We start from the raw sequence: 23,555 nt of genomic DNA, 5'->3' as shown, positions 1-23,555 counted from the left end.
AGGATCACCGCGGAAACGAGCGGCTTGTTAGTCCTTGGCATTTGGTATGCCAAGGACTAGACTTCCGTGGAGTGTGCCGGGAGCGAGATGTCGATGAGTCATGACGTGCAAAAGGTCCGCTCGTTCGAACATCCGGGCGAAGGACGGCGGCGGGCCAAATCGACCCCCAAGGGCCGCCAGATCGATCCGACGGCGGCGCATGAGGTCGAGCTTCTGCTCGGCGACCGGCCGCGGCGCCACGACCTCCTGATCGAGTATCTGCACTTGATCCAGGACAGATATCATCAGATTTCCGCAAGCCATCTCGCGGCGCTGGCCGACGAGATGAAGCTGTCTTTCGCCGAAGTGTTCGAGACCGCGACCTTCTACGCGCATTTCGATGTCGTGAAGGAAGGCGAGCCTGATATCGCGCCGCTGACCATCCGCGTCTGCGATTCCCTGACCTGCGCGATGCTCGGCGCGGAAAAGCTGCTGCATGAATTGCAGAGCGTCGCCGGCCCCGGCATCCGCGTGGTGCGTGCGCCCTGCGTCGGCCGTTGCGATACAGCACCGGCAGCCGAGGTCGGCCATCATTTCGTCGATCACGCCACGGTCGACAATGTGCTCGCGGCGGCGAAAGGCGGCGACACTCACCCGCATCTCCCCGGCTACGTCGACTTCGACGCCTATGTCGCCGGCGGCGGCTACACGCTGCTGAAGCGCCTGCGCTCCGGCGAATTGCCGAAGGAGGATTTGCTGAAGGCGCTCGACGACGCCTCGTTGCGCGGGCTCGGCGGCGCCGGTTTTCCGACCGGGCGCAAGTGGCGTTCGGTGCTGGGCGAGACCGGTCCGCGGCTGATGGCGGTCAATGGCGACGAGGGCGAACCCGGCACGTTCAAGGACCGCTACTATCTCGAAACCGACCCGCACCGCTTTCTCGAGGGCACGCTGATCGGCGCGCATGTGGTCGAAGCGACCGACATCTACATCTATCTGCGTGACGAATATCCGGCCTCCCGCCAAATCCTGGAGCGCGAGATCGCAAAACTGCCGCCCGGCGGACCTGCGCTGCACATGCGCCGCGGCGCCGGGGCCTATATCTGCGGCGAGGAATCCTCGCTGTTGGAGAGCCTGGAAGGCAAGCGCGGATTGCCCCGTCACAAGCCTCCGTTCCCGTTCCAGGTCGGTCTGTTCGGTCAGCCGACCTTGATCAACAACATCGAGACCTTGTGGTGGGTGCGCGACATCGTCGAGAAGGGTGCCGACTGGTGGAAGAGCCATGGCCGCCACGACCGTCACGGCCTGCGCAGCTACTCGGTATCGGGCCGCGTCAGGACTCCCGGCATGAAGCTCGCGCCCGCGGGTATCACCGTGCGTGAGCTGATCGACGAGTTCTGCGGCGGCATGGCTGATGGACATACGTTCCACGCCTATCTGCCGGGCGGCGCGTCCGGCGGCATCCTGCCGGCCGCGATGGACGATATTCCGCTCGATTTCGGCACGCTGGAGAAATACGGCTGCTTCATCGGCTCCGCCGCGGTCATCATCCTGTCCGAGCATGACAGCGTGAAAGGGGCCGCGCTGAACCTGATGCGGTTCTTCGAGGATGAAAGCTGTGGCCAGTGCACGCCCTGCCGGGTCGGCACCCAGAAGGCGGCGCTGCTGATGCAACGGCCGGTCTGGAACCGCGAACTGCTCGACGAATTGAGCCAGGCGATGCGCGATGCCTCGATCTGCGGGCTTGGCCAGGCAGCCTCCAATCCGCTGACAACTGTGATCAAATACTTTCCGGAGGAGTTCGCGGTCTGACAGCTTCATTGCTGTCTAGAACGTTTCCGGCAATCCCTCGAGGTTTCACCATGAGCACCGACAAAACCTCTCCGACGCCGCAAGGATACGGTCATGACGCCAAAGGTGCGGCGGGAGGCAAGAACGTGCCGGATGGCCGGGTAACGGTCACCCATTCCGAACCGATCGGGATGATCGGTGGCGAGGGCAGCGGACCTCAGATGATCAAGTTCGAGCTCGACGGACAGCAGGTCGAGGCGAAGGCGGACGAGACCATCTGGCAAGTGGCCAAGCGGCAAGGCACCGAGATTCCGCACCTCTGCTATTCGCCTGAGCCGGATTACCGGCCCGACGGCAATTGCCGCGCCTGCATGGTCGAGATCGAAGGCGAGCGGGTGCTGGCGGCATCGTGCAAGCGGACGCCAAGCGTCGGCATGAAGGTGAAATCGGCGAGTGCCCGTGCCGTCGCCGCGCAGAAGATGGTGATGGAGCTTCTGGTCGCCGATCAGCCGGCGCGCGCGACCTCGCACGATCCGGAGTCGAAATTCTGGCACTGGGCGGAGAAGACCGGCGTCACCGAGAGCCGCTTCCCGGCCGCCGAGCGCTGGCACGGCGATGCCAGCCACCCGGCGATGAGCGTCAATCTCGATGCCTGCATCCAGTGCGGGCTGTGCGTGCGCGCCTGCCGCGAGGTGCAGGTCAACGACGTCATCGGCATGGCCTATCGCAATCACGGCTCCAAGATCGTGTTCGACTTCGACGACCCGATGGGCGAGTCCACTTGCGTGGCCTGCGGTGAATGCGTGCAGGCCTGTCCGACCGGCGCGCTGATGCCGGCAGTGATGCTCGACGACAAGCAGACCCGCGTCATTTATCCCGACCGCAAGGTGGATTCGCTCTGCCCGTATTGCGGCGTCGGCTGCCAGGTCACTTACGAGGTCAAGGACGAGAAGGTGATTTACGCCGCGGGCCGCGACGGCCCCGCCAACCACAACCGGCTCTGCGTCAAGGGTCGCTTCGGCTTCGACTACATCCATCACCCCAACCGTTTGACCAAGCCGCTGGTCCGGCTGCCGAACGTTCCGAAGAACGCCAACGATCAGGTCGATCCCGCGAATCCCTTTACGCATTTCCGTGAGGCGTCATGGGAAGAGGCGCTCGACATCGCCGCCAACGGCCTGAACAAGATCCGCGACGAGAAGGGCGGCAAGGCGCTCGCCGGATTCGGCTCGGCCAAGGGATCGAACGAAGAGGCCTATCTGTTCCAGAAGCTGGTGCGCACCGGCTTCGGCTCCAACAATGTCGACCATTGCACGCGGCTCTGCCACGCCTCGTCGGTGGCGGCGCTGTTCGAAGGCCTGAGTTCGGGCGCGGTGTCGGCGCCGTTTGCCGCCGCCGCCGATGCCGAGGTGATCTGGGTGATCGGCGCCAACCCGACCATCAACCATCCGGTCGCCGCGACCTTCATCAAGAACGCCGCCAAGCGCGGCGCCAAGCTGTTCGTGATGGATCCGCGCCGGCAGACGTTGTCGCGCCACGCCACCACGCATCTCCAGTTCAAGCCGGGCTCCGACGTCGCGATGCTGAACGCGATGATCAACACCATCATCACGGAGGGGCTTGCCGACGAGCAGTACATCGCGGGCTACACCGAAGGCTATGAGGATCTCAAGGCGAAGATCGTGGAGTTCACGCCGGAGAAGATGGCGCCGATCTGCGGTATTGCGGCCGAGACGCTGCGCGAGGTGGCCCGCACTTACGCGCGCGCAAAATCCTCGATCATCTTCTGGGGCATGGGCATCAGCCAGCATGTCCATGGCACCGACAATGCGCGCTGCCTGATCGCGCTCGCGCTGATCACCGGCCAGGTCGGCCGCCCCGGCACCGGGTTGCATCCGCTGCGCGGCCAGAACAACGTGCAGGGCGCGTCCGACGCCGGACTGATTCCGATGTTCCTGCCGGACTACCAGCCGGTCGGCCGCGACGACCTGCGCGGCGCCTTCGAGAAGCTCTGGGGCCAGGAGCTCGATCCGGTGCGCGGGCTGACCGTGGTCGAGATCATGAATGCGATCCATGCCGGCCAGATTCACGGCATGTATGTCGAGGGCGAGAATCCGGCGATGTCGGATCCCGATTTGCAGCACGCGCGCGAGGCGCTCGCGAAGCTGGACCATCTGGTGGTGCAGGATCTCTTCGTCACCGAGACCGCATTCCACGCCGACGTCATCCTGCCGGCGTCGGCTTTCGCGGAGAAATCCGGCTCCTTCACCAACACCGATCGCCGTGTGCAATTGGCGCGCGAGGTGATCAAGCCGCCGGGCGACGCACGGCAGGATCTCTGGATCATCCAGGAGATCGGCAAGCGCATGGGCTTGCCCTGGAACTATGCGGGTCCGGGCGAGGTCTTCACCGAGATGGCGCTACTGATGCCGTCGCTGAAGAACATCACCTGGGAGCGGCTGGTGCGCGAGGGCGCGGTGACCTATCCGGTCGACGATCCCGACAAGCCCGGCAACGAGATCATCTTCACGACGGGTTTTCCGACCGAGAGCGGCCGCGGCAAGATCGTGCCGGCCAAGGTGATTCCGCCGGACGAATTGCCCGACGATGAATATCCGATGGTGCTGTCGACCGGGCGCGTGCTCGAGCACTGGCACACCGGCTCGATGACGCGCCGCGCCGCGGTGCTCGACCAGATCGAGCCGGAGGCGGTCGCCTTCATGTCGCCCAAGGACATGCGGAGGAAGCAGCTCGCGCCGGGCGATTTCATCCGGCTGGAGACACGCCGCGGCGCGGTCGAGGTCAAGGTGCGCGCCGACCGCGACGTGCCTGAGAACATGGTGTTCATGCCGTTCTGCTACGCCGAGGCCGCCGCCAATTTGCTCACCAATCCAGCGCTCGATCCGTTCGGCAAGATTCCCGAATTCAAGTTCTGCGCGGTGCGGGCCGAACGCGCCGAGATGAGAAGCGCAGCGGAATGAAGACCGCAGCAGCGGTCTCGTCGCACCCGCGCCGAGGGACGGTCCAGACGGTCTCGTCTACCGCACCCGGGCGTAAGCACCGAGGTCGAATTTGCGGGTCACTGCGATGGCCTCGAGGAAGGCTGCGTCGTGGCTCACGACCAGCAGCGCCCCGTCATAGGCGCGCAACCCTGTCTCGATGGCTTCCATCGAAGAGATGTCCAGATGGTTGGTCGGCTCGTCAAGGATCAGGAGCGGCGGCGGCAGTGTGCCGCCCAGAACACAGGCGAGGCCGGCGCGAAGCAGTTGCCCGCCGCTGAGACAAGAGACGGTCTGCAGGGCGGCATCGGCGCGGAACATGAATCGCGCCAGCGCCGCGCGGCACGCATTCTCGTTGGTATCAGCATTGATGCGCCGGAAATTGTCGAGGATGGAGGCTGAGGCATCCAGCAGGCCAACCGCCTGATCGAACATGGCAAAGCGGGTCATGACCTGCACCGCGCCGGGTGCGGGCTGCAGTTCGCCGCTGATCAGCTTCAGCAATGTGGTCTTGCCGGCGCCGTTGGGCCCAATGATCGCAACGCGCTCCGGACCTGACATGGAAAAGGTGACGTCGCGCAGGATCGGTTCCTCCATTGGGTAGCCGACATCTGCGGCCTCGATCTTCAGGACCAGCTTACCCGCCGGTAGATGCGTCGACGGCAGTTGGACCGAGAAAGGTTGAAGGACCTCGATGCGTTGCCGCGCAGTGTCGGCAAGTTCGAGCGCCTGGGTCCGCCTGCGCTCGGCCAGGCGTGCGTTCTCGCCGCTGGTATCTTCGCTGCGGTCTTTGCGCAGGCCGGCGGCGATGCGTGGCATGCCGCCGTTTGCGCGTTGTCTCTGGCCGGCGCCGTCTTTGCGTGCTTTCTTTTCGGAGGTTTCTGTTGCCTTGCGGTCGATCTCGGCCACACGCTTTTCGGCATCCGCCAAATCGTGCCTTGCTGCCGCAAGCTCGGTCGCCTTGCGCGCGCGGTACGCGCTCCAATTGCCGCCGTAGCGCCGGGCTTCCAGCGAGGTCAGCTCGACGATCGCACCCATGGTTTCCAGGAGTTCGCGGTCGTGACTGACAATGATGGCACCCTGCCGCCAGTCGGCGAGCAGGTCGATCACGGCCTTGCGTCCCTCGCGATCGAGGTTGTTGGTCGGCTCATCGAGGAGCAGAAAGTCGGGCTGCGCGAAGGTGAGTGCGGCGAGGCGAGCCCTGGTGGCCTGTCCACCGGACAGCGTCGCCAGCGGGGCTTCGAGAACGTGGTCCAGTCCAACGCGGTCGAGCGCTAACCCGATGCGGGTGTCGAGCGTCCAGTCGACATCCGCAAGCTCCTCGGTGGTCGCGATGCCCTGTTCGGCACGGCGCAGGACGGCAAGTGCGTGGCGTGCGCCGAACAGGTCGACGACCCACTCATCCGGCTTCACTTGCAGCGTCTGATGCAGCAATCCGAGACGTCCCTGAACCGAGACCGTGCCGGACTGCGGTGCGCGCTGGCTTGCGATCAGGGCAAGCAGCGTCGTCTTGCCGACACCGTTGCGGCCGACAAGGCCGGTCCGCTCGGGTCCGAAACGCAGGTCGATGTTGGAGAGGAGGACCCGGCCGTCAGGCGTGGACAGGGTCAGATTGGAGAGCGTAATCGATGCTGGCATGGCGATGGATATCCCGGTGGGCAAGGCTGGTGGGCGCTGCTGTCGGGATGAAATCCATGGCTGTCGGCATCCTCTCGGGATTGATGAACTGAAGTGATTTAGCCGCGTGGGGTGCCAGGATCAAGGCCGGACGTGGCCCGTCACGCCGCCGCCGCGACCGTCCAACGGTCAGGCTCCGCCGTCTGTCCGATCAAAGCGAGCCCATAGGCGATCGATTCGAACTGGTCGGCTGACGTCAGCTTCGTCTTGCCAAAACGCTCGGTGAACAGGCGCTGCACGGCGGGCACGAACGACGTGCCGCCGGTCAGAAACACCTTCTCGACATCGCCTGCGGTGATGCCGGCCTTGGCCAGCGCTTCGTCAACTGTCGCGCCGAGCCGTTCGACATCGTCGGCGATCCAGCTTTCGAAATCCTTGCGGGTGACGGTGGCGCCGATATCGATGCCTTCGCGCGCAAAGCGGAACGCGACGCTGTCGCGGGTCGAGAGCGCGACCTTGGTGTCTGATACCGCGCGATACAGCGCAAAGCCGAGATCGTGGTCGACGATGGTGATGAAATCGTGCAACGGATTTGGATCCAGCGCGCTGCGCGTGAGCTGCCGCAGGTCGCGCAAATCGGCGCTACCCTTCAGCATCGCGAGCTGATGCCAGCGCGCGAGGCTCGAGTAATAGTGGTTGGGGATCGGCAGCTCCTTGTCGAACGAGCGGTAGTTGGTGCCCTTGCCGAGCCGCGGCGAGACGATGTGGTCGACGATGCGATAATCGAAGGTGTCGCCGGCGATGCCGATGCCGGCATGGCTGAGCGGTTCGGCACGCAGCGCGCCGTTCGCGCGCGAGAACCGCATGATGGAGAAGTCGCTGGTGCCCCCGCCGAAATCGGCCACCAGCACGGTGGCGTCACGCTCGAGGCTGCGCGCGAAGGCGAACGCGGCACCGACCGGCTCGTAGACATAGCGCGCATGCCCAGCGCCGAGGCGCTCGAACGCGGCCTTGTAGCGCTGCATGGCCAGTTCGTCATTGGGATTGCCGCCGGCGAATCGCACCGGGCGGCCGACCGTGACGCTGCGCGCCCCGAGATCGAAGCCGTCGCCGGCATGGCGCGTCAGCGTGCGCAGGAATGCCGCCAGCAAATCCTCGAACGTGTAACGCTGCCGGAAAATCTGCGTGGTGGTGAAGGCCGAGCTCGCCGCGAAGGTCTTGAACGACTGGATGAAGCGGTGAACGCTGCGTCCCTCGAGGAACTGTTCGATCGCCCACGGTCCGCCCTCGGCACGCGGATGCAGCCCGCTGCCGGGCCGGTCCTCCCAGAAACAGATCGCCGACACATAGACACTGTGGCTGCGGCCGCCATGCTCGAACCTGATGGCCTCGACGCGGCCGTCGCTATCGGCCAGCGCAACCACCGTGTTGCTGGTGCCGAAATCGACGCCGATCGAGACGGCGGGCGGGGCGCTCGACATGTCAAACTCTGATTGCGATGTGAAAGGGGGCGGACGTTTAGCGGCTTTGGCTCCGCTTGCCAACCCGTCAGGCCGTCGCAGAAGTCACGATGAAGTTAGGTTGAATCGGCCCGGCGGCAGACTTGCTGCACCTCTCCCGCTTGCGGGGGTGAGCGGCCTGGCGCAATTTCGGAATAATGGAATAATACGGGTGAGTTGCCCGACATGTCAAGTTGTCGTGTCGAGCGCCGGCAGCGGCCGGCTACTTTGCATGGGGTTGTTTTCGATATTTTGGCAGTGCGCCCCTGCGGAGGGGAGCGCAGTTCCTTCGCGGTTGGTGTCAGAAGTTCGCAACCGTCTTCAGACCGAACACCAATGCATTCGGGTTCGCGCTGGTCCCGCCGGGGTCGATCACATACTGGATGTTCGGTCGGATCTGCAAGCCGGGGAGCGGCCGGTAGGTGTAGTAGAACTCGATGGCGTATTCGTTGCCTTGGACGGCGATTGGACCGAGGCCGGCGAGATTTTGTAGCTCTTCGGACCAGGCGACGCGGCTGTTGACGTGGGTGGTGCCGACCGCAAATCCGATATCATCCTGGGGCCGGGACGGCAGTGGGCCGGTATAGGTCAGGCCGCCTGCGATCTGATAATCGGTGGTCGCGGTTCGTCGGTCGGCCATCGTCGCGTTCAGAAACAGGCTTAGCGCACCCGCTGAACTGGCTTGCGACGGGCGAAGCACCTGTTGAACGAAGCTGATGTACCCGCCGTAACGCCCGCGGCTCTGCTGTGGCGGCAGTCCGGAGAGCACGGCCGGGTTGCCGTTGATGTCGGTGACCACATTGGGGGCCGTCGATGTGTCGTACCAGCCGCCGAACTTGTAGCTGCCTTGAAGATCGCCGAACTTCGGCAACCAGGCGAGCTCTGCCGGGATGAGAAGGCCGGTCGATCCCGAATAGATCACCGGAAGCGCGGATTGCGACACATCCAGATACCCGGGATTGGAATCAAACACGCCAAACTGGAAATAACCGAAGCCCTGGATGTTGAACTTCAATCTGGTGGCCCAGTAGCTGACGGGCCAATTGTAGATGTAGTTGCCGACGAGGTTGCCGGGCTGCGCGCCGCAGAAGGTCAGGTTCTGGAAATCGCAGGCGAACGATGCGAAATCCTCGCCGAAGGGAATCCGCCCGATCTTCCAGTCGACCATTCCGTTGACGAACTTCTGGTCGTACCAGAAATCCGTGAGCCGCAGCGTCTGGCCGCGGCCGAACACCTCCTGCACCTGTTGCAGCGTGCCAAGGCGCGCGTCATCGCTCAAATTGCTGCCGTTGCGGTCGGTCCATGTCACCTGGATGGTGCCGCCGGGCACCACGCCGAGCTTTGCCAGATCGAACGTCGCGCCGAAGACCCACTGATCGGTGTAGGCGACCTGCTGCCGCTGGCCGCCCGTTGCATTGCCGGCGAGCTCGCTGGTGTAGCCGAACTGGAAATCGATGCCGGCATTCAACAGCCGGGTTCTCGCGCCGTTCCAGTCGCCGAGCAGCCATGGAACCGGAGCTGGCGCCGGGCTGGTTGCAGCGGCAGGAATCGTCAGGTCGGCGGCATAGGCGGCGTGACTGCCCGCACCGGCCGACATTGCCGAGAGACCCAGCGAAAGGAACAACGCCGTTCGATGCTTCGCGCGGTCACCGGATGATGCAATCATGACGACGCTCCCGCTCTTCAATCCTTCAACGTGTAGGCGATGACGTAATCGCCGCGCTTGGTGCCGAACGAGCCGTGGCCGCCGGCCGCGGTGACGACATATTGCTTGCCATCGGCCTCGTAGCTCATCGGGGTCGACTGGGCGCCGGCCGGCAGGCGATCTTCCCAGACCACCTTGCCGTTGCGCACGTCGTAAGCCCGGATCGTGTACTCGTAGGTTCCGGTGTAGAACGCGACCCCGCCTGCGGTCGTCATCGGGCCGCCCAGCATCGGTACGCCCATCTTGAACGGAAGCGGCAGCGGCGTGGTGTCCCTGATGGTGCCGTTGGGATGCTGCCAGACGATTTTCATCGTCTTCAGGTCGATCGCGGCCATCGAGCCCCAAGGCGGCCGGTAGCACGGCACGAAGAGCGGCGAGAGAAAGCTCTGAATATCGACGCCGAACGGCGTGCCATACATCGGCTGCGCTCCAACCTCGCTGCCGACCGGCTTGTCGGCCGTCGGCGCCGGAGGATTTTGCGGGCCGCGCGGAAGGAGCTTCGACACGAAAGGCAGCGACATCGGGTTGGCGATGGCGATCTGCCTGACGGGATCGACCGCGATGCCGCCCCATTCGAACATGCCGAGATTGCCCGGGAAGACCAACGTGCCCTGCAACGATGGTGGCGTGAACGTGCCCTCGTAACGCAGTTGATGGAACTTGATCCGGCACAGCAGCTGGTCGAAGATCGTGCCGCCCCACATGTCCGCGCCGGTCAGTTTCGCCTCCGGGCGGAAGGTCAGCTCGGAAAACGGCTGGGTCGGCGCGGTGCGGTCGCCGGGCGCGGGTCCCTGCGGCACGGTGCGTTCCGGCGCCGGCACGATCAGCTCGCCGGTCCTGCGGTCGAGCACGAAGATGTTGCCCACCTTGGTCGGCTGGACGATCGCGGGAACGACGCCCTTGGCCGTCGTCACATCGACCAGGCTCGGTTGCGAGGGAACGTCCATGTCCCAGAGGTCATGATGCACGGTCTGGTACGACCAGGCGCGCTTGCCGGTGTTGATATCCAGCGCAACGATGGAGCTGGAATAGCGCTCGACGAGCGCATTGCGATTGCCGCCCCAGATGTCGGGTCCGTTGTTGCCGGTGGGGATGTAAACCAGATTCAGCTTCGGATCGAACGAGGCCGTGATCCAGGAGTTCGGCGAGCCGTTGGTGTAATGACGCGTCGGCGACGGCAGCGCATTCTCGTCCGCAGCAGCAGAGTCCCAGGCCCAGACCAGTTTGCCGGTGTAGACGTCGAAGCCGCGGATCACGCCCGACGGCACGTCGACCGCATAATTGTCGATCACTGCGGCGGCAACCACCAGGATCTTGTCACTGACGACAGGCGGTGAGGTCGGCTCGAAGAAGCCCACCGTCTTGATCCCCATCCCCTGTTGCAGGTCGAGGCTGCCGTGATCCGCAAAGCCATCGCAAAGCTTGCCGCTGTCGGCATCGAGCGCGATCATCCGCCCGTCATTGACCGGCAGGAAGATCCGCCGCGGACATTCGGCCGGCGCCGGACTGCCGCCAGAGTCGACGGCGCCAGACGCGGTTTCGTGATAGGAGACCCCGCGGCAGGTCATGTGCTGGAACGTCTTGTTGAACGTCAGCTTGGGATCGTATCTCCAGCGCTCGGTACCGGTCTTGGCGTCGAGCGCGAACAGGACCTGGTGCTGTGAGCACAGATAGAGCGTATCGCGCACCTTGATCGGGGTGACCTCGAAGGTCGTCTCGCCGGAATCGTTTGGCGTCGCCACGTCGCCGGTGCGGAAGGTCCACGCAACCTTGAGCTTGCCGACATTGTCAGGCGTGATCTGCTTCAGGGGCGAATAGCGTTGTCCGAATTGCGTGCGGCCATAAGCGCGCCAGTCGCCATCCGGCTGTGGATCGGCTTCGCTTTGCGGCACGGCGGAACCGGACTCGGCGATCGTGCCGTTGATGTCGTGAGTGCTCGACAGCAGCGCGATGATAAGCACGACCGAGGCCACCGCGATGCCGGCCCAGAGCGGCGCCGTCGCGCTGCCGTAAGAGACCGGCTCGTTTCGCACCAGACCGCGCACGATCACCGGCGTCAGCAGCCAGAGCGCCATCGGGAAGATGACGTCGCCGCGCGCCGCGAGCGGCCACCAATCGAATTGCACCTCGGTGACGGCCCATGCCAGCGTGCCGACCAGCACGATCGCAAACAGCCACAGCGCGGAACGGCGTTGCGCCAGCAACAACGCAGCCGTGGCGAGAACGCCGACACCGAGGATAATGTAGAAGATGGAACCGCCCAAGGTGGCAAGCCAGATGCCACCGCCCGCGAGCACCAGGCCGATCAAGCCGTAGATGATCCCCGTGATGAAGACTGCCCTGGATCGCTGCATGGTGGCTCCAGTGCGGAGGAGGGACTGGGCTTGTCCGGCGCAAGCGCAACAGACCGCGTCCGCATTCAAGAACCTTCGTCCAATCAGCCGCAACTCGCAACCTGGAACTGCGGTGTTGATGCAACACCCGCATGCAAAGTCGCGACGTTAAATACGTGTTGAAGCAAAGTTCTTCAAAATGCGCGCGCAATATTCAACGACAGGCAACGCCATTGCGCGGCAGCGTCATCCAGCCTTGATGAAATCGATGAACGCCCGTAGCGGCGCAGGCACGAGGCGGCGGCCGGGATAATAGAGGAACGGCCCCGAGAAGCTTTGCCACCAGGGTTCGAGAACAGGCTCGAGGGCGCCGCTGTCGAGATGCGGACGCAACCAGTCTTCGAACAGTTTGATAACGCCGGTTCCAGCGATCGCGACATCGATGGAGAGCTCGGTCGCCCCGCCGATGCTGACAAGCAGCGGTCCCGCCGGTTCGATGCGCACGATCTCGCCATCGCGCTCGAACTCCCATGGCGACATCATCGCGCCGGAGGAGAAACGGCCGCGCAGGCAGGCGTGGCGAAGCAGGTCGCGCGGGTGCTCAGGCCGGCCGTGGCGATCGAGGTAGGCGGGAGCGGCGGCGGCGGCGAAGCGCTGGACGCGCGGTCCGATCGGCACCGCGATCATGTCCTGCTCCAGACGCTCATCGTAGCGGATGCCGGCATCGCAGCCGGCGGCCAGAACGTCGATGAAAGTATCGTCGGCGATGATCTCCAGTTGAATGTCGGGATACTGGCTGAGGAACCGCGGCACAATGGCGGGCAGCACCAGCCGCGCGGCGCTGACGGGGACGTTGAGCCGCAGCGTGCCCGCCGGTCGGTCGCGAAAGCTATTGACCACATCGAGCGCCGATTCCACCTCGCTCAACGCCGGGCCAAGCCGCTCGAGCAGGCGCTGTCCCGCCTCGGTCGGTGCAACGCTGCGCGTCGTGCGATTGAGCAGCCTGACGCCGAGTTGGGTTTCCAGCCGGCTGACGGCTTCGCTCAGCCCGGATGCACTGGCGCCGCTCGCGCGGGCGCCGTCGCGAAAGCCCTTGGCGCGCGCCACCGCCACGAAGGCGTTCAAATCACCCAAGTCGGCTTTCATTGGTCGACCTTCATTGTTCGCTTCTCCGAACAGCCCGTTCGGATTATGCCCCGTTATCGTGCGAGCGGGCAATCGCTACCTCTGCGTGGTCTTGAGAGGAGACCAATGATGTCCAGCGCAAACCAGTCCGGCAGGTTCACCCTTGGTGATCGCAGCGTGAAGCGCCTCGGCTACGGCGCCATGCAGCTCGCGGGGCCCGGCGTGTTCGGTCCGCCCAGGGATCGCGACGCGGCCGTCGCCGTGCTGCGCGAGGCCGTCGCGTCCGGTGTCGATCATATCGACACCAGCGACTTCTACGGCCCGCACGTCACCAACCAGCTGATCCGCGAGGCGCTGCACCCCTATGCGGAGCATCTCGTCATCGTCACCAAGATCGGTGCCAAACGTGGCGCGGATGGATCATGGAACCCGGCCTTCTCGCGCGACGAACTCACGCAAGCCGTGCACGACAATCTGCGCAATCTCGGCCTCGACGCGCTCGATGTGGTCAATCTCCGCGCCATGTTCAGCGTGCATGGTCCTGCCGAGGGCTCGATCGAGGCGCCGCTCACGGTTCTCGCCGACCTGCAGCGTCAAGGCTTGGTGCGTCATGTCGGGTTGAGCAATGTGACGCCTGCGCAGATCGCGCAAGGACGCAAGATCTGCGAGATCGTCGGCGTGCAGAACCACTACAATCTGGCGCATCGCGCCGACGACGCCCTGATCGGCGATCTCGCCCGCGACGGCATCGCCTATGTGCCGTTCTTCCCGCTCGGCGGTTTCACTCCGCTGCAGTCGTCCACGCTGTCGGATGTCGCGGCGCGCCTCGGCGCCACGCCCATGCAGGTCGCGCTTGCTTGGCTGCTGCGTCGCGCGCCGAACATCCTGCTGATCCCCGGAACCTCGTCCGTCGCGCATCTGCGCGAGAATCTTGCGGTGGCTGAGCTTGTGTTGCCGGATGATGCCATCAAGCAACTGGACCATATCGCGGCAGGGTAGCTACTGTCCGCGCACAACCTTCCATTTTCCATCGGTGCCACGCCGTAGCGCCGGGTCCCCGATCCGGATGTGCTTCGCCAAAAAGTCGATGAATGCGCGCACCCGCGCCGGCAGCGGGCCGGCGTGGCCGACATAGACGGCGTGAATGTCCTCGCGGTCGCCGGGATTGAGGCTTTGCAGCACCGGTACGAGACGGCCGGCGTCGATGTCGGGCCCGATATGAAATAGCGCCAGTCGTGCGAGGCCGACGCCGCCGAGCGCGAGCTGGCGCGCGGCCTCGCCGTTGCTGGCGCGGGCGACCGGCGGTGGCAGCGCCTCCTCGAACCGTTCGGCCCGGCGGAACGGCCAGCCGCGGATGCTGCGCGGGAAGGTCCAGCCGATGCCGCGATGGGCGGCGAGATCGGCGGGCGTTTTTGGCGTGCCGTAGCGGGCGAGATAGTCGGGTGCCGCGCACACCACCATGCGGCTGGTGCCGAGCTTGCGCGCGATCAGGCGCGACGCACCAAGCGGACCGACGCGGATCGCGACGTCGGCGCGCTCCTGCATCAGGTCGATCAGCGTATCGGTGAGGATGATGTCGAGCGTGATGTCGGGATGTTCGCTGAGGAAGCGCGGCAGCAGCGGCATCACATGCAGCATACCGAATGGGATGTTGCTGTTGACGGTCAGGTGTCCGCGCGGCGCGGCGCCCGAACCGGCCTCGCGTTCGGCCTCCTCGATATCGGCGAGAATGCGCTGGGCGCGCTGGTAGAAGGCTTGCCCCTCCTCGGTGAGCTGCAGCTTGCGCGTGGTGCGGTTGACCAGCCGCGTGCCGAGCCTGGTTTCCAGCCGTGAGACCAGCTTGCTGACGCCCGATGGCGTCTGACGCAGGCTTTTCGCCGCGGCCGTGAAGCCGCCGAGATCGACGACGCGGACGAAGACGTCCATCTCGCCGGAGCGGTTGCTGTCTGATCGGGCCATGTTGAATTCAAGTCACAAATGATTGGATTGAGGCCATTCTAATCGTTTTGGGTCCGCTTCGCTATCTCCCATGACGGAAGCCAATTCCGATCCGGAGCGACCCATGCCTGCTGCTGTTCTTGCCCTGACCGCCGGTGCCTTCGGCATCGGCACCACCGAATTCCTCATCATGGGGCTGTTGCTGCAGGTCGCCGCCGACATGCAGGTCTCGGTGTCAGCGGCGGGGCTGTTGATCTCCGGCTACGCGCTCGGCGTGTTCGTCGGTGCGCCGATCCTGACGCTGGCAACGCGGCGGATGCCGCGCAAGGCGGTGCTGCTGGCGCTGATGGCGATCTTCACGCTCGGCAATGGGGCCTGCGCGTTGGCACCGAACTACGAACTGCTGATGGCCGCACGCATCCTCACCTCGCTGGCGCACGGCACCTTCTTCGGCGTCGGCTCGGTGGTGGCGACCAGCCTCGTCGCCGAAGACAAGCGCGCGTCGGCGATCTCCACGATGTTCATCGGCCTGACGGTCGCAACCCTGCTCGGCGTTCCCTTCGGCGCCTGGTTCGGCCTGATGCTCGGATGGCGCGCGGCGTTCTGGGCCGTTGCGGTGATCGGCGTCGCAGCCTTTGCCGTGCTGGCCGTGTTTGTCCCAGGCAACGTCGGGAGCCAGGATAAGCCTGCTCCGCTGCGCGAGGAACTGGCGGTGCTTGGCCGCCCACAGGTCCTGCTCGGGCTCGCCATGACGGTGTTCGGGTTCGGCGGCCTGTTCGCGGTCTTCACCTATGTGCAGCCGATCCTGACCCGCCTCACCGGATTCTCGGACGCCGCCGTCTCGCCGATCCTGCTGATATTCGGCGCGGGCCTTGCGATCGGTAACGTCGCGGGCGGGCGGCTCGCCGATAAGGGGCTTGCGCGCGCGCTGATCGTGACGCTTGGCGGTTTGGCTATCGTCCTCGTGGTGCTGGCGGCGGTGATCTCGACCAAGGCGCTGGCCGTGGCGCTGCTGTTCGTGCTCGGCATCGCCGCCTTTGCGACTGTCGCGCCGCTGCAGCTTCGCGTGCTGGAAGCCGCCGGCGTGGAGGGGCGCACGCTGGCCTCGAGCCTGAACATCGCGGCCTTCAATCTCGGCAATGCGCTTGGCGCCTGGGCCGGCGGGCTGACCATCGATCACGGCCTCGGCCTCGGCGCACTGCCGCTGGTGGCCGCCGCGATCACGGTGGTCGGATTGCTGCTGGCGCTGTGGAGCCTGCGTCTCGATCGGCCGGTCGTTGCCGTCGCGTGCCCGGCAGAATGAACAGAATCACAAGGAGTTCGACTATGGACTATCGCAATCTCGGTGCCTCGGGTTTGAAAGTGCCGGTGCTCAGCTTCGGCACCGGCACGTTCGGCGGGCAGGGACCTCTGTTCTCGGCGTGGGGGCGCAGCGGTGTCGATGAGGCGCGACGGCTGATCGACATCTGCCTCGAGGCCGGCGTCAATCTGTTCGACACCGCCGATGTTTATTCGAACGGCGCGTCGGAAGAGATTCTCGGTGCCGCGATCAAGGGCCGCCGCGACAAGGTTTTGATCTCGACCAAGACCGGCCTGCCGATGGGCGACGGACCGCTCGATGCCGGCACCTCGCGGCATCGTCTCGTGGCCGCCGTCGATGCGGCGTTGCGGCGGCTCGGCACCGATTATATCGACCTGCTGCAACTGCATGCCTTCGACGCCTTCACGCCGATCGATGAGGTGCTGTCGACCCTCGATACGCTCGTGCGCGCCGGCAAGCTGCGCTACGTCGGCGTCTCGAATTTCTCCGGCTGGCAGCTGATGAAATCGCTCGCTATCGCCGAGCGCCACGGCTGGCCGCGCTATGCGGCGCATCAGGTGTATTATTCGCTAGTCGGTCGCGACTATGAATCGGAGCTAATGCCGCTCGCGCTCGACCAGGGCGTCGGCGCGCTGGTCTGGAGTCCGCTCGGCTGGGGCCGGCTCACCGGTAAAATACGGCGGGGGCAGCCATTGCCGAAGAACAGCCGCCTGCATGAGACCGCGCAGTTCGGGCCGCCGGTCGACGACAACAGACTCTATGCGATCGTCGATGCGCTGGATGCGGTGGCTGCCGAGACCGGCCGCAGCGTGCCGCAAATTGCCATTGCCTGGCTGCTGGCGCGGCCGAGCGTATCATCTGTGATCATCGGTGCACGCGATGAAGCGCAGCTTCGCGACAATCTCGGCGCAGTCGGATGGTCGCTGACATCAGACCAGATCGCGCGTCTCGACGAGGCGAGCGCAGTGATGCCGGCCTATCCCTATTACCCCTACCTGATACAGGAGGGGTTCGCGCGGTTGAACCCGGCTCCGGTGTGAGCCGAACACGCCCGGCTACCGCGGCGTCGCGGTCGCAGGCCGCATCGCGATCACCGAGATCAGGCCGAGGCCGACGCCGATCATCACGTAGAAGATCGGCGCCAGCGGCGAACCCGTCAGCGTGATCAGCCAGGTTACGAAGAACTGCGCGAAGCCGCCCGAGATCAGCACCGCGACGTTGTTGACGATCGACAGCGACGTCGAGCGTATCCGGACCGGGAACAGCTCGACCAGCGTGGTGCAGTAGACGCCAAGGAAGAACGCGCTGAAGCATCCGATCACGATCTGGCTGACCAGCAGCCTCATGATCGAGGGCTCGGCGATCACCCAGCTATAGAGTGGATAAAGCGAGATGAAGTACCCGGCGAGCGACACCAGCAGCAGCGGCTTGCGCGGGTAACGGTCGGAGATCGCGCCGGCGATCGGGACCACGATGACCATCACGATCGCCGCGATCATCTGCACCAGAAAACTCTGCATCAGCGGCAGCTTCAACACCTCCTTGGCGTAGGTCACGGTGTAGCCGAAGGTCACATAGAACGAGACTGCGCTCGCGACCACCATGCCCATGCCGATCAGATAGTTGCGGCCCGGGGTCTTCAGGTCGTCCGTGAAGGTGGCTTTCTGCGCGCTCGCCCTGTCGTTGCGAAGCGCGTCGGGCTCGATCAGCCGGGCGCGCATGTAGAGCAGGATCGGAATGATCGCGAGGCCGACGAAAAATGGCAGCCGCCATGCGCCGGCAGCCAGCTGCTCCTGGGTGAACAGCAGCGTCAGGGCGGCACCAAACGTGGCGCCGAGCACATTCGCCATCAATTGCCCGGTGATCTGCCACGAGCCGTAGTAGCCGGTGCGGCCCGGCGGCGCGGCCTCGATCAGGAATGCGGTCGAGGTGCCGAACTCGCCACCGACCGAGAAACCCTGCAACAGGCGCGCGACCAGTACGATAAACGGCGCCGCGATTCCGACGCCGGCGTAGGTCGGCGACAGCGCCAGCATCGCGACCGCCAGCGCCATCAGCGTCATGCCGAGCGTCATCGCCGCCTTGCGCCCCTTGCGATCTGCGTAATAGCCGAGCACGAGGCCGCCGATCGGCCGCATCACGAAGCCGGCGCCGAACAGCGCCGTTGTCAGCAGCAGCGCGTTGACCTCGCTGCCGGGAATGTTGGGATCGACTGGAAAGAATAGATTCTTGATGACCGGGGTCATCAGCGCGAAGATCGTGAAGTCGTACCATTCCATCGCATTGCCGGCGATCGCCGCCACGATGGCATTCCCCTTGCTCGTCTGCATCTGCGCTGGCCTGTTGGTTGCGGCGCCGGTCTATCCGGCTGGCTGTGGGGCGTCGGCGTCGGTCCATTCGTCGCCGAGGATTTCGGGCGTCGCGAACGCCTTGAGGTTTTCGAAATGGCGTTCGCGATCTTCGACGAAGAGCTGGCGGACGAGGCCGCGCGCGAGCCGGTCGGCGCCCTCGCTGATCGCCGGGATGTCGCCTGAGAGCTTGCCGTGGCTCAGCGTCGCCGGATAATTGAAGCAGTGCAGCCGCGCCAGCGCTGGACAGCTGCCCGGCACCTTCTCGAGGAATTCAAAGCTGTCGCCGAGATCCGGAGAGGATTCCAGCTCCGCATTGTCCATCCCCTCGGGGGTTGCGAACCGGTCTGACCACATCCGGATATGCGGCGCGAATTCGGCAAGCTCCGGTCGCAGGCCGAGATCGACCTTGAAGCCGGTGCCGAAGATGATGAAGTCGGTCGCGTAGCGGCCCTTCGGCGTCGTCACGACCAGATGATCGCCTTCGATGGCCAGATTCGTGACCGGGCTGGCCAGATGGAAATGCGCCTGCTTGTGTGCAGAGATGCGCAGCACGCTCGGCCGCGGCGGCGGCGTCTGCGCCTTTAGCGTGTGATCGAGGAAGCGCCACTTCCATTCGTCGGACAGACCGGCGAAGCCGTGGACGACGCCCTGGCTGCCGATCCCGGTGAACTTGTTGACGCGCGGGATGTCCGGCCGCCGGATGAAGAGGTCGAGCCTGCCAGCGCCGGCCTCCAGCGCGGTCGCTGCATTGTCCATCGCCGAGGCGCCGGCGCCGACCACGGCGATGCGCTTGCCGCGCAAGCGCGTAAAGTCGATCGGCTCGACCGAGTGCGCCCAGAACCGTTTGTCGATGCCGCAGGCCAGCGGCGGCACATAAGCGCCGCCGAGGCCATCGCGTCCGGTGGCGAGCACGACATGGCGCGCCAGCAGTTGCCGCGAGCGGCCGCCCTCACTGATATCGAGCGCCAAGAGATCGTCGGGGCGCGCGCGAATGCCGTCGACCGACACTCCGTTACAGATCGGGAGGTCGAGCACCCGGCGGTACCAGACCAGATACTCCATCCACATCGTGCGCGGTGCGCGGTCGAGAGCCTTCCACGCCGCCTCGCCGTGCTGCGCCTCGTAGAAGGCGCGGAATGTCAGCGCCGGCAGGCCCATCGCCGGACCGGGGAGTTCTTTCGGCGAACGCAGCGTCCGCATCCGGGCGAAGGTAACCCAGGGGCCTTCCTGGCCTGCCGGTGCGCGATCGAGCACGCGGTGATTGTCGACGCCGAGACGTTTCAGCATCCCCGACGTGACGAGGCCGGCCATTCCCGCGCCCACGATCACGACGTCGATGACATCCTGCCCGTCGACGAGGCGGCGCGGCACCCATGATTTGGACGGCAGTTCGAGCCAGGCGAGATCCTGCTTCAGCCGCGCTTCGAGCGCCGCGAGGCCAATTGCGCCGTCCGCGGTCACCGCCATGACTTCTCCTTTTCGAACGCGTCGCCCGCCGCCTCGGAAAATGCCGCCTCGCCGCCGTGAAGTTTCGCGCCGGGCATCAGAGCTACCGCGGCGCGCAGCGCATCGTTGACCGCGGCGACCGTCGGTGTCGGTTCGCGCCCGGTCGGCGAGATCGCGGCGAACAGGAATGGGATGTCGACATCGAGCGGGCGGGTGACGACGCCGTCGACCGCAAGGCTTGCGGTCAGCACCGGCTCGATGATGGCGATGCCGAGCGACTGCTTGGCCATCGCGATCGCCGTCAGCGAAGCGTTGGTGTCGATTACTTCAGCAGGCCTGGCGCCGGCGCGCGCGATGGCGTCCTCGACGCGGCGGCGCAGCCGATAAGGATTGGCCATGGTCAGCAGCCGGCGGCCATCGAGATCCTTCAGCCGGATCACCTTGCGCTTGGCAAGCGGGTGATCGGCGGCGAGGCAGGCCACGCACGGCACCTCGCAGACCCATTGCACATCGAGGCCGGGATGCTGGACCGGCAGGCTCGCGAGCCCAAAATCGACTGATTGCGAGAGCACGGATTGCACGACGTTCTCGGCCGAGAGCGCCTGCACGTGAACCTGCCGCGGCAACAGCGCCTGATCCATCGCCGCCAGCGCCGCCGGCACGACGCCGCCCGCGAGCGCCGGGATCGCAGCAAGGCTGAGCACCGGCAGCGCGCCGGCGCCGATCGCGGCGGCGCGATTGCGGATGTGCTTCAGCCCGAGCAGCAGACGTTCGACCTCGGCGTGGAACAGGATGCCCTTCGGTGTCGGGCTGATGCGCGGGCCGTTCCTGGAAAACAGGAGATAGCCGACGTCGGTCTCCAGGTCCTGGATCTGTCGCGTGACCACCGGTTGCGAGCGCCTGAGCAGCCGCGCCGCGCCCGTGATGCTGCCGGCCGACATCACGGCAGCAAAGGCTTCCAGCAGGCGGATATCGATCACGTCCTCTTGCATGCGCATATTCCTATCATTCTTATTTCAGATAATAAAGCCATCTTGATGTGGGATATGAATTATGATTAGATGGTGCCATGTCGAACGGGCCTTCGTCCTCACGCCAAACCCCGCCGGCCGAGCCGAGCTACCGGCGCGGCTGGGTCGACGAGGCCGTGTCCGCGATCGAGGCCGACCAGTGCCGGAGCGCCGACACCCATCTGATGCGGTTGACCGTTCCGGCGCTGTCGGGCATCGACATCTATCTGAAGGACGAATCGACCCATCCGACCGGCAGCCTCAAGCATCGCCTGGCGCGGTCGCTGTTCCTCTACGCGCTGTGCAACGGCCACATCCGCGAAGGCACCGCCGTGGTGGAGGCATCGTCGGGCTCGACGGCGGTCTCGGAAGCTTATTTCGCGCAGATGATCGGCGTGGCGTTCTATGCGGTGATGCCGCGGACGACGTCGGCCGAGAAGATCGCCGCGATCGCGCACTACGGCGGCAACTGCCATCTGATCGACGACGGCCGCGCGCTCTATGCCGAGGCCGCCGCGCTCGCCACGCGGCTCGGCGGTCACTATATGGACCAGTTCACCTTTGCCGAGCGCGCCACCGATTGGCGCGGCAACAACAACATCGCCGAGTCGATCTTCGTCCAGCTCGGGGTCGAGCGGCGTCCGCTGCCGGCGTGGATCGTGATGAGCGCCGGAACCGGCGGCACATCGGCCACGATCGGGCGTTACCTGCGCTATCGCCGGTTTCCGACAAGGCTCTGCGTCGCCGATGTCGAGCATTCCGCCTTCTTCGATTGCTTCCGCACCCAGGATCGCTCCCATGTCTGCGAGCGGCCCTCGCTGATCGAAGGCGTCGGCCGCCCGCGCTGCGAGCCCTCATTCGTTCCGGGCGTGGTCGATCGCATGATGAAGATTCCCGATGCGGCGTCGATCGCGGCGATGAACGTGCTGTCGCGCCTGCTGCGCCGGCCGGTCGGCGGCTCGACCGGCACCAATTTCCTGGCGCTCTGCCGCCTCGCCTCAGAGATGCGAGATGCGGGCGAGACCGGATCGCTGGTGACGCTGATCTGCGATTCCGGCGAGCGCTATCGCCAGACCTATTACGACCCGGCATGGCTCACATCCCGCGGGCTCGATCCGTCGCCTTACGAGGATCAGCTGAACGCGTTCCTCGGCGGCGCGCATCCGCTTCGTATCGCGGTCGAGGATGTGCAGAATCCTCGCGACCTCAGAGACAATGCATGACCAATTTGATCGAAACGCTGGCCGGCGTTCCGCCGGCCTCGAAGCTCGGCGAAGCCTTGAAGAAACGCGCCGAGATCCTGCGCCTCAGCGAAGCGGCCCATGACGCCGTGCTGCTGCCGCGCGATCCCGGCGGACTGAGCCACGCTTTGCGGGCCGCGCTCGCGGCGCGGATGTGCCGGCATGTCGGCAACGACGAGCTGGCCGCTCATTACGACAACTATCTGGGCCATTCCGGCGACCTCGATGTCGCCCCGCTCGCGTATCCCGATGGGAAAAGCGGTGAGACGCGGCTCGACGCCATCGCGCGCCATGCTGATTTGCTGACGGTCGCGCCGCGCGAGGCGACACGCGGGGATATCGAGGCGCTGAAGGCCGCCAGCGTCGCCGAACCCGACATCGTGCGCCTCGCCGAACTCGCAGCCTTCGTGAATTACCAGCTCCGGGTCGTCGCGGGTCTGAAAGTTTTGAAGGGCGTGCAATGAGCGAGGCTATCAACGAGTTTACGGCCAAGGTCCCGACCTGGTCGCCCTACGTCACGCCGGTCGATATCGCGACCGCGACCCCGGCGCAGCTCGCCGCGATGAAGGTGACGCCGTCGAACACGGGATTTTCGCCGTACGTCCTGACCCTGGCGCACGATCCGGAATCGCTCGAGGTGCGCTCGCCGCTGTTCAACCTGATCATGTACGGCAAGGATGGGCTGTCGTCGGCGGAACGCGAGCTCGGTGCCGTCGGCGCCTCGATCGTCAATCGCTGCGTCTATTGCGCCGCGGTGCATGCCTCGCGCTTCATCGGTATCACCCACCGCACCGACATCATCGATACGATCTTCGCCGACGAGCGCGACGCGACGCTGCCGCCGCGCGACCAGGCGCTGTTCGATTTCGCGGCCAAGCTCTCGACCACCCCGGTCGAGGTCGGCGCCGATGACGCCAGGGCGCTGACGGAGGCCGGGCTGAGCGAACTCGAACAGCTCGATCTGGTGCTCTCGGCGGCGCTGTTCGGCTGGGCCAACCGGCTGATGCACACACTTGGAGAGCCGCGCGCGTGACGCGCTCGCTATCGCTGGTATCGGAGTGCCCCGCCGAAACCAGGGCGTACACTCATGGCGGCAGGCTAATGCGGCCTTAATCGCCGCCGGGCAAGTCCCATACGGCGAATGTTAACCAATCATAAACCATACTTGGCAATCCTTGGGCGGCTCATGCAAGCAAAGCGTCC

General features: G+C 65.3%; 17 protein-coding genes. 8 read left to right on the top strand and 9 right to left on the bottom strand.

Going from position 1 to position 23,555, the window contains the following annotated elements; all coding sequences use genetic code 11:
* Positions 1–87 precede the first annotated feature (87 nt).
* Together UP09_RS17855 and fdhF are read left to right on the top strand one after the other, a co-directional pair.
* On the top strand, positions 88–1,788 hold the full coding sequence (locus UP09_RS17855; RefSeq protein WP_044539563.1) for an NADH-ubiquinone oxidoreductase-F iron-sulfur binding region domain-containing protein: 1,701 nt from the start codon (positions 88–90) through the stop codon (positions 1,786–1,788).
* A 200-nt stretch (positions 1,789–1,988) separates the two neighbouring features.
* Complete coding sequence (gene fdhF, locus UP09_RS17850; protein ID WP_044539660.1) at positions 1,989–4,748, top strand: formate dehydrogenase subunit alpha; 2,760 nt, start codon at positions 1,989–1,991, stop codon at positions 4,746–4,748.
* 57 nt (positions 4,749–4,805) lie between these two features.
* On the opposite strand, the gene UP09_RS17845 is transcribed toward fdhF, so the two are convergent.
* The 5 genes from UP09_RS17845 to UP09_RS17825 form a co-directional block, all read right to left on the bottom strand.
* Entirely contained in the window at positions 4,806–6,404 is a 1,599-nt protein-coding gene (locus UP09_RS17845; protein ID WP_044539562.1) for an ABC-F family ATP-binding cassette domain-containing protein, read from the bottom strand.
* A 140-nt stretch (positions 6,405–6,544) separates the two neighbouring features.
* Positions 6,545–7,864, bottom strand: coding sequence for an Hsp70 family protein (locus UP09_RS17840; RefSeq protein ID WP_044539561.1), 1,320 nt, complete (start codon positions 7,862–7,864; stop codon positions 6,545–6,547).
* A gap of 319 nt (positions 7,865–8,183) precedes the next feature.
* Positions 8,184–9,548 (bottom strand): carbohydrate porin, encoded by a 1,365-nt coding sequence (locus tag UP09_RS17835; RefSeq protein ID WP_197082691.1) that lies wholly within the window; start codon positions 9,546–9,548, stop codon positions 8,184–8,186.
* Between the two features lie 17 nt (positions 9,549–9,565).
* On the bottom strand, positions 9,566–11,941 hold the full coding sequence (locus UP09_RS17830) for a glucose/quinate/shikimate family membrane-bound PQQ-dependent dehydrogenase (protein WP_044539560.1): 2,376 nt from the start codon (positions 11,939–11,941) through the stop codon (positions 9,566–9,568).
* Between the two features lie 225 nt (positions 11,942–12,166).
* Positions 12,167–13,066 (bottom strand): LysR family transcriptional regulator, encoded by a 900-nt coding sequence (locus UP09_RS17825; RefSeq protein WP_044539559.1) that lies wholly within the window; start codon positions 13,064–13,066, stop codon positions 12,167–12,169.
* A 108-nt stretch (positions 13,067–13,174) separates the two neighbouring features.
* Between UP09_RS17825 and UP09_RS17820 the strand changes: the two genes are divergently transcribed.
* Complete coding sequence (locus UP09_RS17820; protein WP_044539658.1) at positions 13,175–14,044, top strand: aldo/keto reductase family oxidoreductase; 870 nt, start codon at positions 13,175–13,177, stop codon at positions 14,042–14,044.
* Here UP09_RS17820 and UP09_RS17815 read toward each other — a convergent pair whose 3' ends face one another.
* Positions 14,045–15,004 (bottom strand): LysR family transcriptional regulator, encoded by a 960-nt coding sequence (locus tag UP09_RS17815; protein WP_044539558.1) that lies wholly within the window; start codon positions 15,002–15,004, stop codon positions 14,045–14,047.
* A gap of 103 nt (positions 15,005–15,107) precedes the next feature.
* Between UP09_RS17815 and UP09_RS17810 the strand changes: the two genes are divergently transcribed.
* Together UP09_RS17810 and UP09_RS17805 are read left to right on the top strand one after the other, a co-directional pair.
* Positions 15,108–16,286 (top strand): MFS transporter, encoded by a 1,179-nt coding sequence (locus UP09_RS17810; RefSeq protein WP_044539657.1) that lies wholly within the window; start codon positions 15,108–15,110, stop codon positions 16,284–16,286.
* A 23-nt stretch (positions 16,287–16,309) separates the two neighbouring features.
* Entirely contained in the window at positions 16,310–17,344 is a 1,035-nt protein-coding gene (locus UP09_RS17805; RefSeq protein WP_044539557.1) for an aldo/keto reductase, read from the top strand.
* 15 nt (positions 17,345–17,359) lie between these two features.
* On the opposite strand, the gene UP09_RS17800 is transcribed toward UP09_RS17805, so the two are convergent.
* The 3 genes from UP09_RS17800 to UP09_RS17790 are packed head-to-tail and all read right to left on the bottom strand — an operon-like array spanning position 17,360 to position 21,093.
* Positions 17,360–18,634: a citrate-proton symporter gene (locus UP09_RS17800; protein WP_044539556.1), complete on the bottom strand. Its 1,275-nt coding sequence runs from the start codon at positions 18,632–18,634 to the stop codon at positions 17,360–17,362.
* Positions 18,635–18,664: 30 nt separating this feature from the next.
* Complete coding sequence (locus UP09_RS17795; protein WP_044539555.1) at positions 18,665–20,122, bottom strand: NAD(P)-binding domain-containing protein; 1,458 nt, start codon at positions 20,120–20,122, stop codon at positions 18,665–18,667.
* A complete protein-coding gene (locus UP09_RS17790; protein ID WP_044539655.1) occupies positions 20,113–21,093 on the bottom strand; it encodes a LysR family transcriptional regulator in 981 nt (326 codons plus the stop codon). The genes UP09_RS17795 and UP09_RS17790 overlap by 10 nt, the downstream gene beginning before the upstream one ends.
* Positions 21,094–21,170: 77 nt before the next feature.
* On the opposite strand from UP09_RS17790, the gene UP09_RS17785 reads away from it, so the two are divergent.
* The 3 genes from UP09_RS17785 to UP09_RS17775 are packed head-to-tail and all read left to right on the top strand — an operon-like array spanning position 21,171 to position 23,385.
* Entirely contained in the window at positions 21,171–22,334 is a 1,164-nt protein-coding gene (locus UP09_RS17785; protein WP_044539554.1) for a PLP-dependent cysteine synthase family protein, read from the top strand.
* Positions 22,331–22,816, top strand: a complete 486-nt coding sequence (locus UP09_RS17780; protein ID WP_044539553.1) for a CMD domain-containing protein — start codon at positions 22,331–22,333, stop codon at positions 22,814–22,816. Before UP09_RS17785 ends, UP09_RS17780 begins: the two co-directional genes overlap by 4 nt.
* Positions 22,813–23,385 carry a peroxidase-related enzyme gene (locus UP09_RS17775; protein WP_044539552.1) on the top strand — a complete coding sequence of 191 codons (573 nt, stop codon included), beginning with the start codon at positions 22,813–22,815 and terminating at the stop codon, positions 23,383–23,385. The genes UP09_RS17780 and UP09_RS17775 overlap by 4 nt, the downstream gene beginning before the upstream one ends.
* The last annotated feature ends 170 nt before the right edge of the window (positions 23,386–23,555 follow it).

The sequence above is a fragment of the Bradyrhizobium sp. LTSP885 genome, from assembly GCF_000938305.1.
In the GTDB taxonomy this organism is placed as follows: domain Bacteria; phylum Pseudomonadota; class Alphaproteobacteria; order Rhizobiales; family Xanthobacteraceae; genus Bradyrhizobium.
The sequence above is the reverse complement of the archived record's forward strand: the minus strand, read 5'-3'. Positions and strand labels throughout refer to the sequence as shown.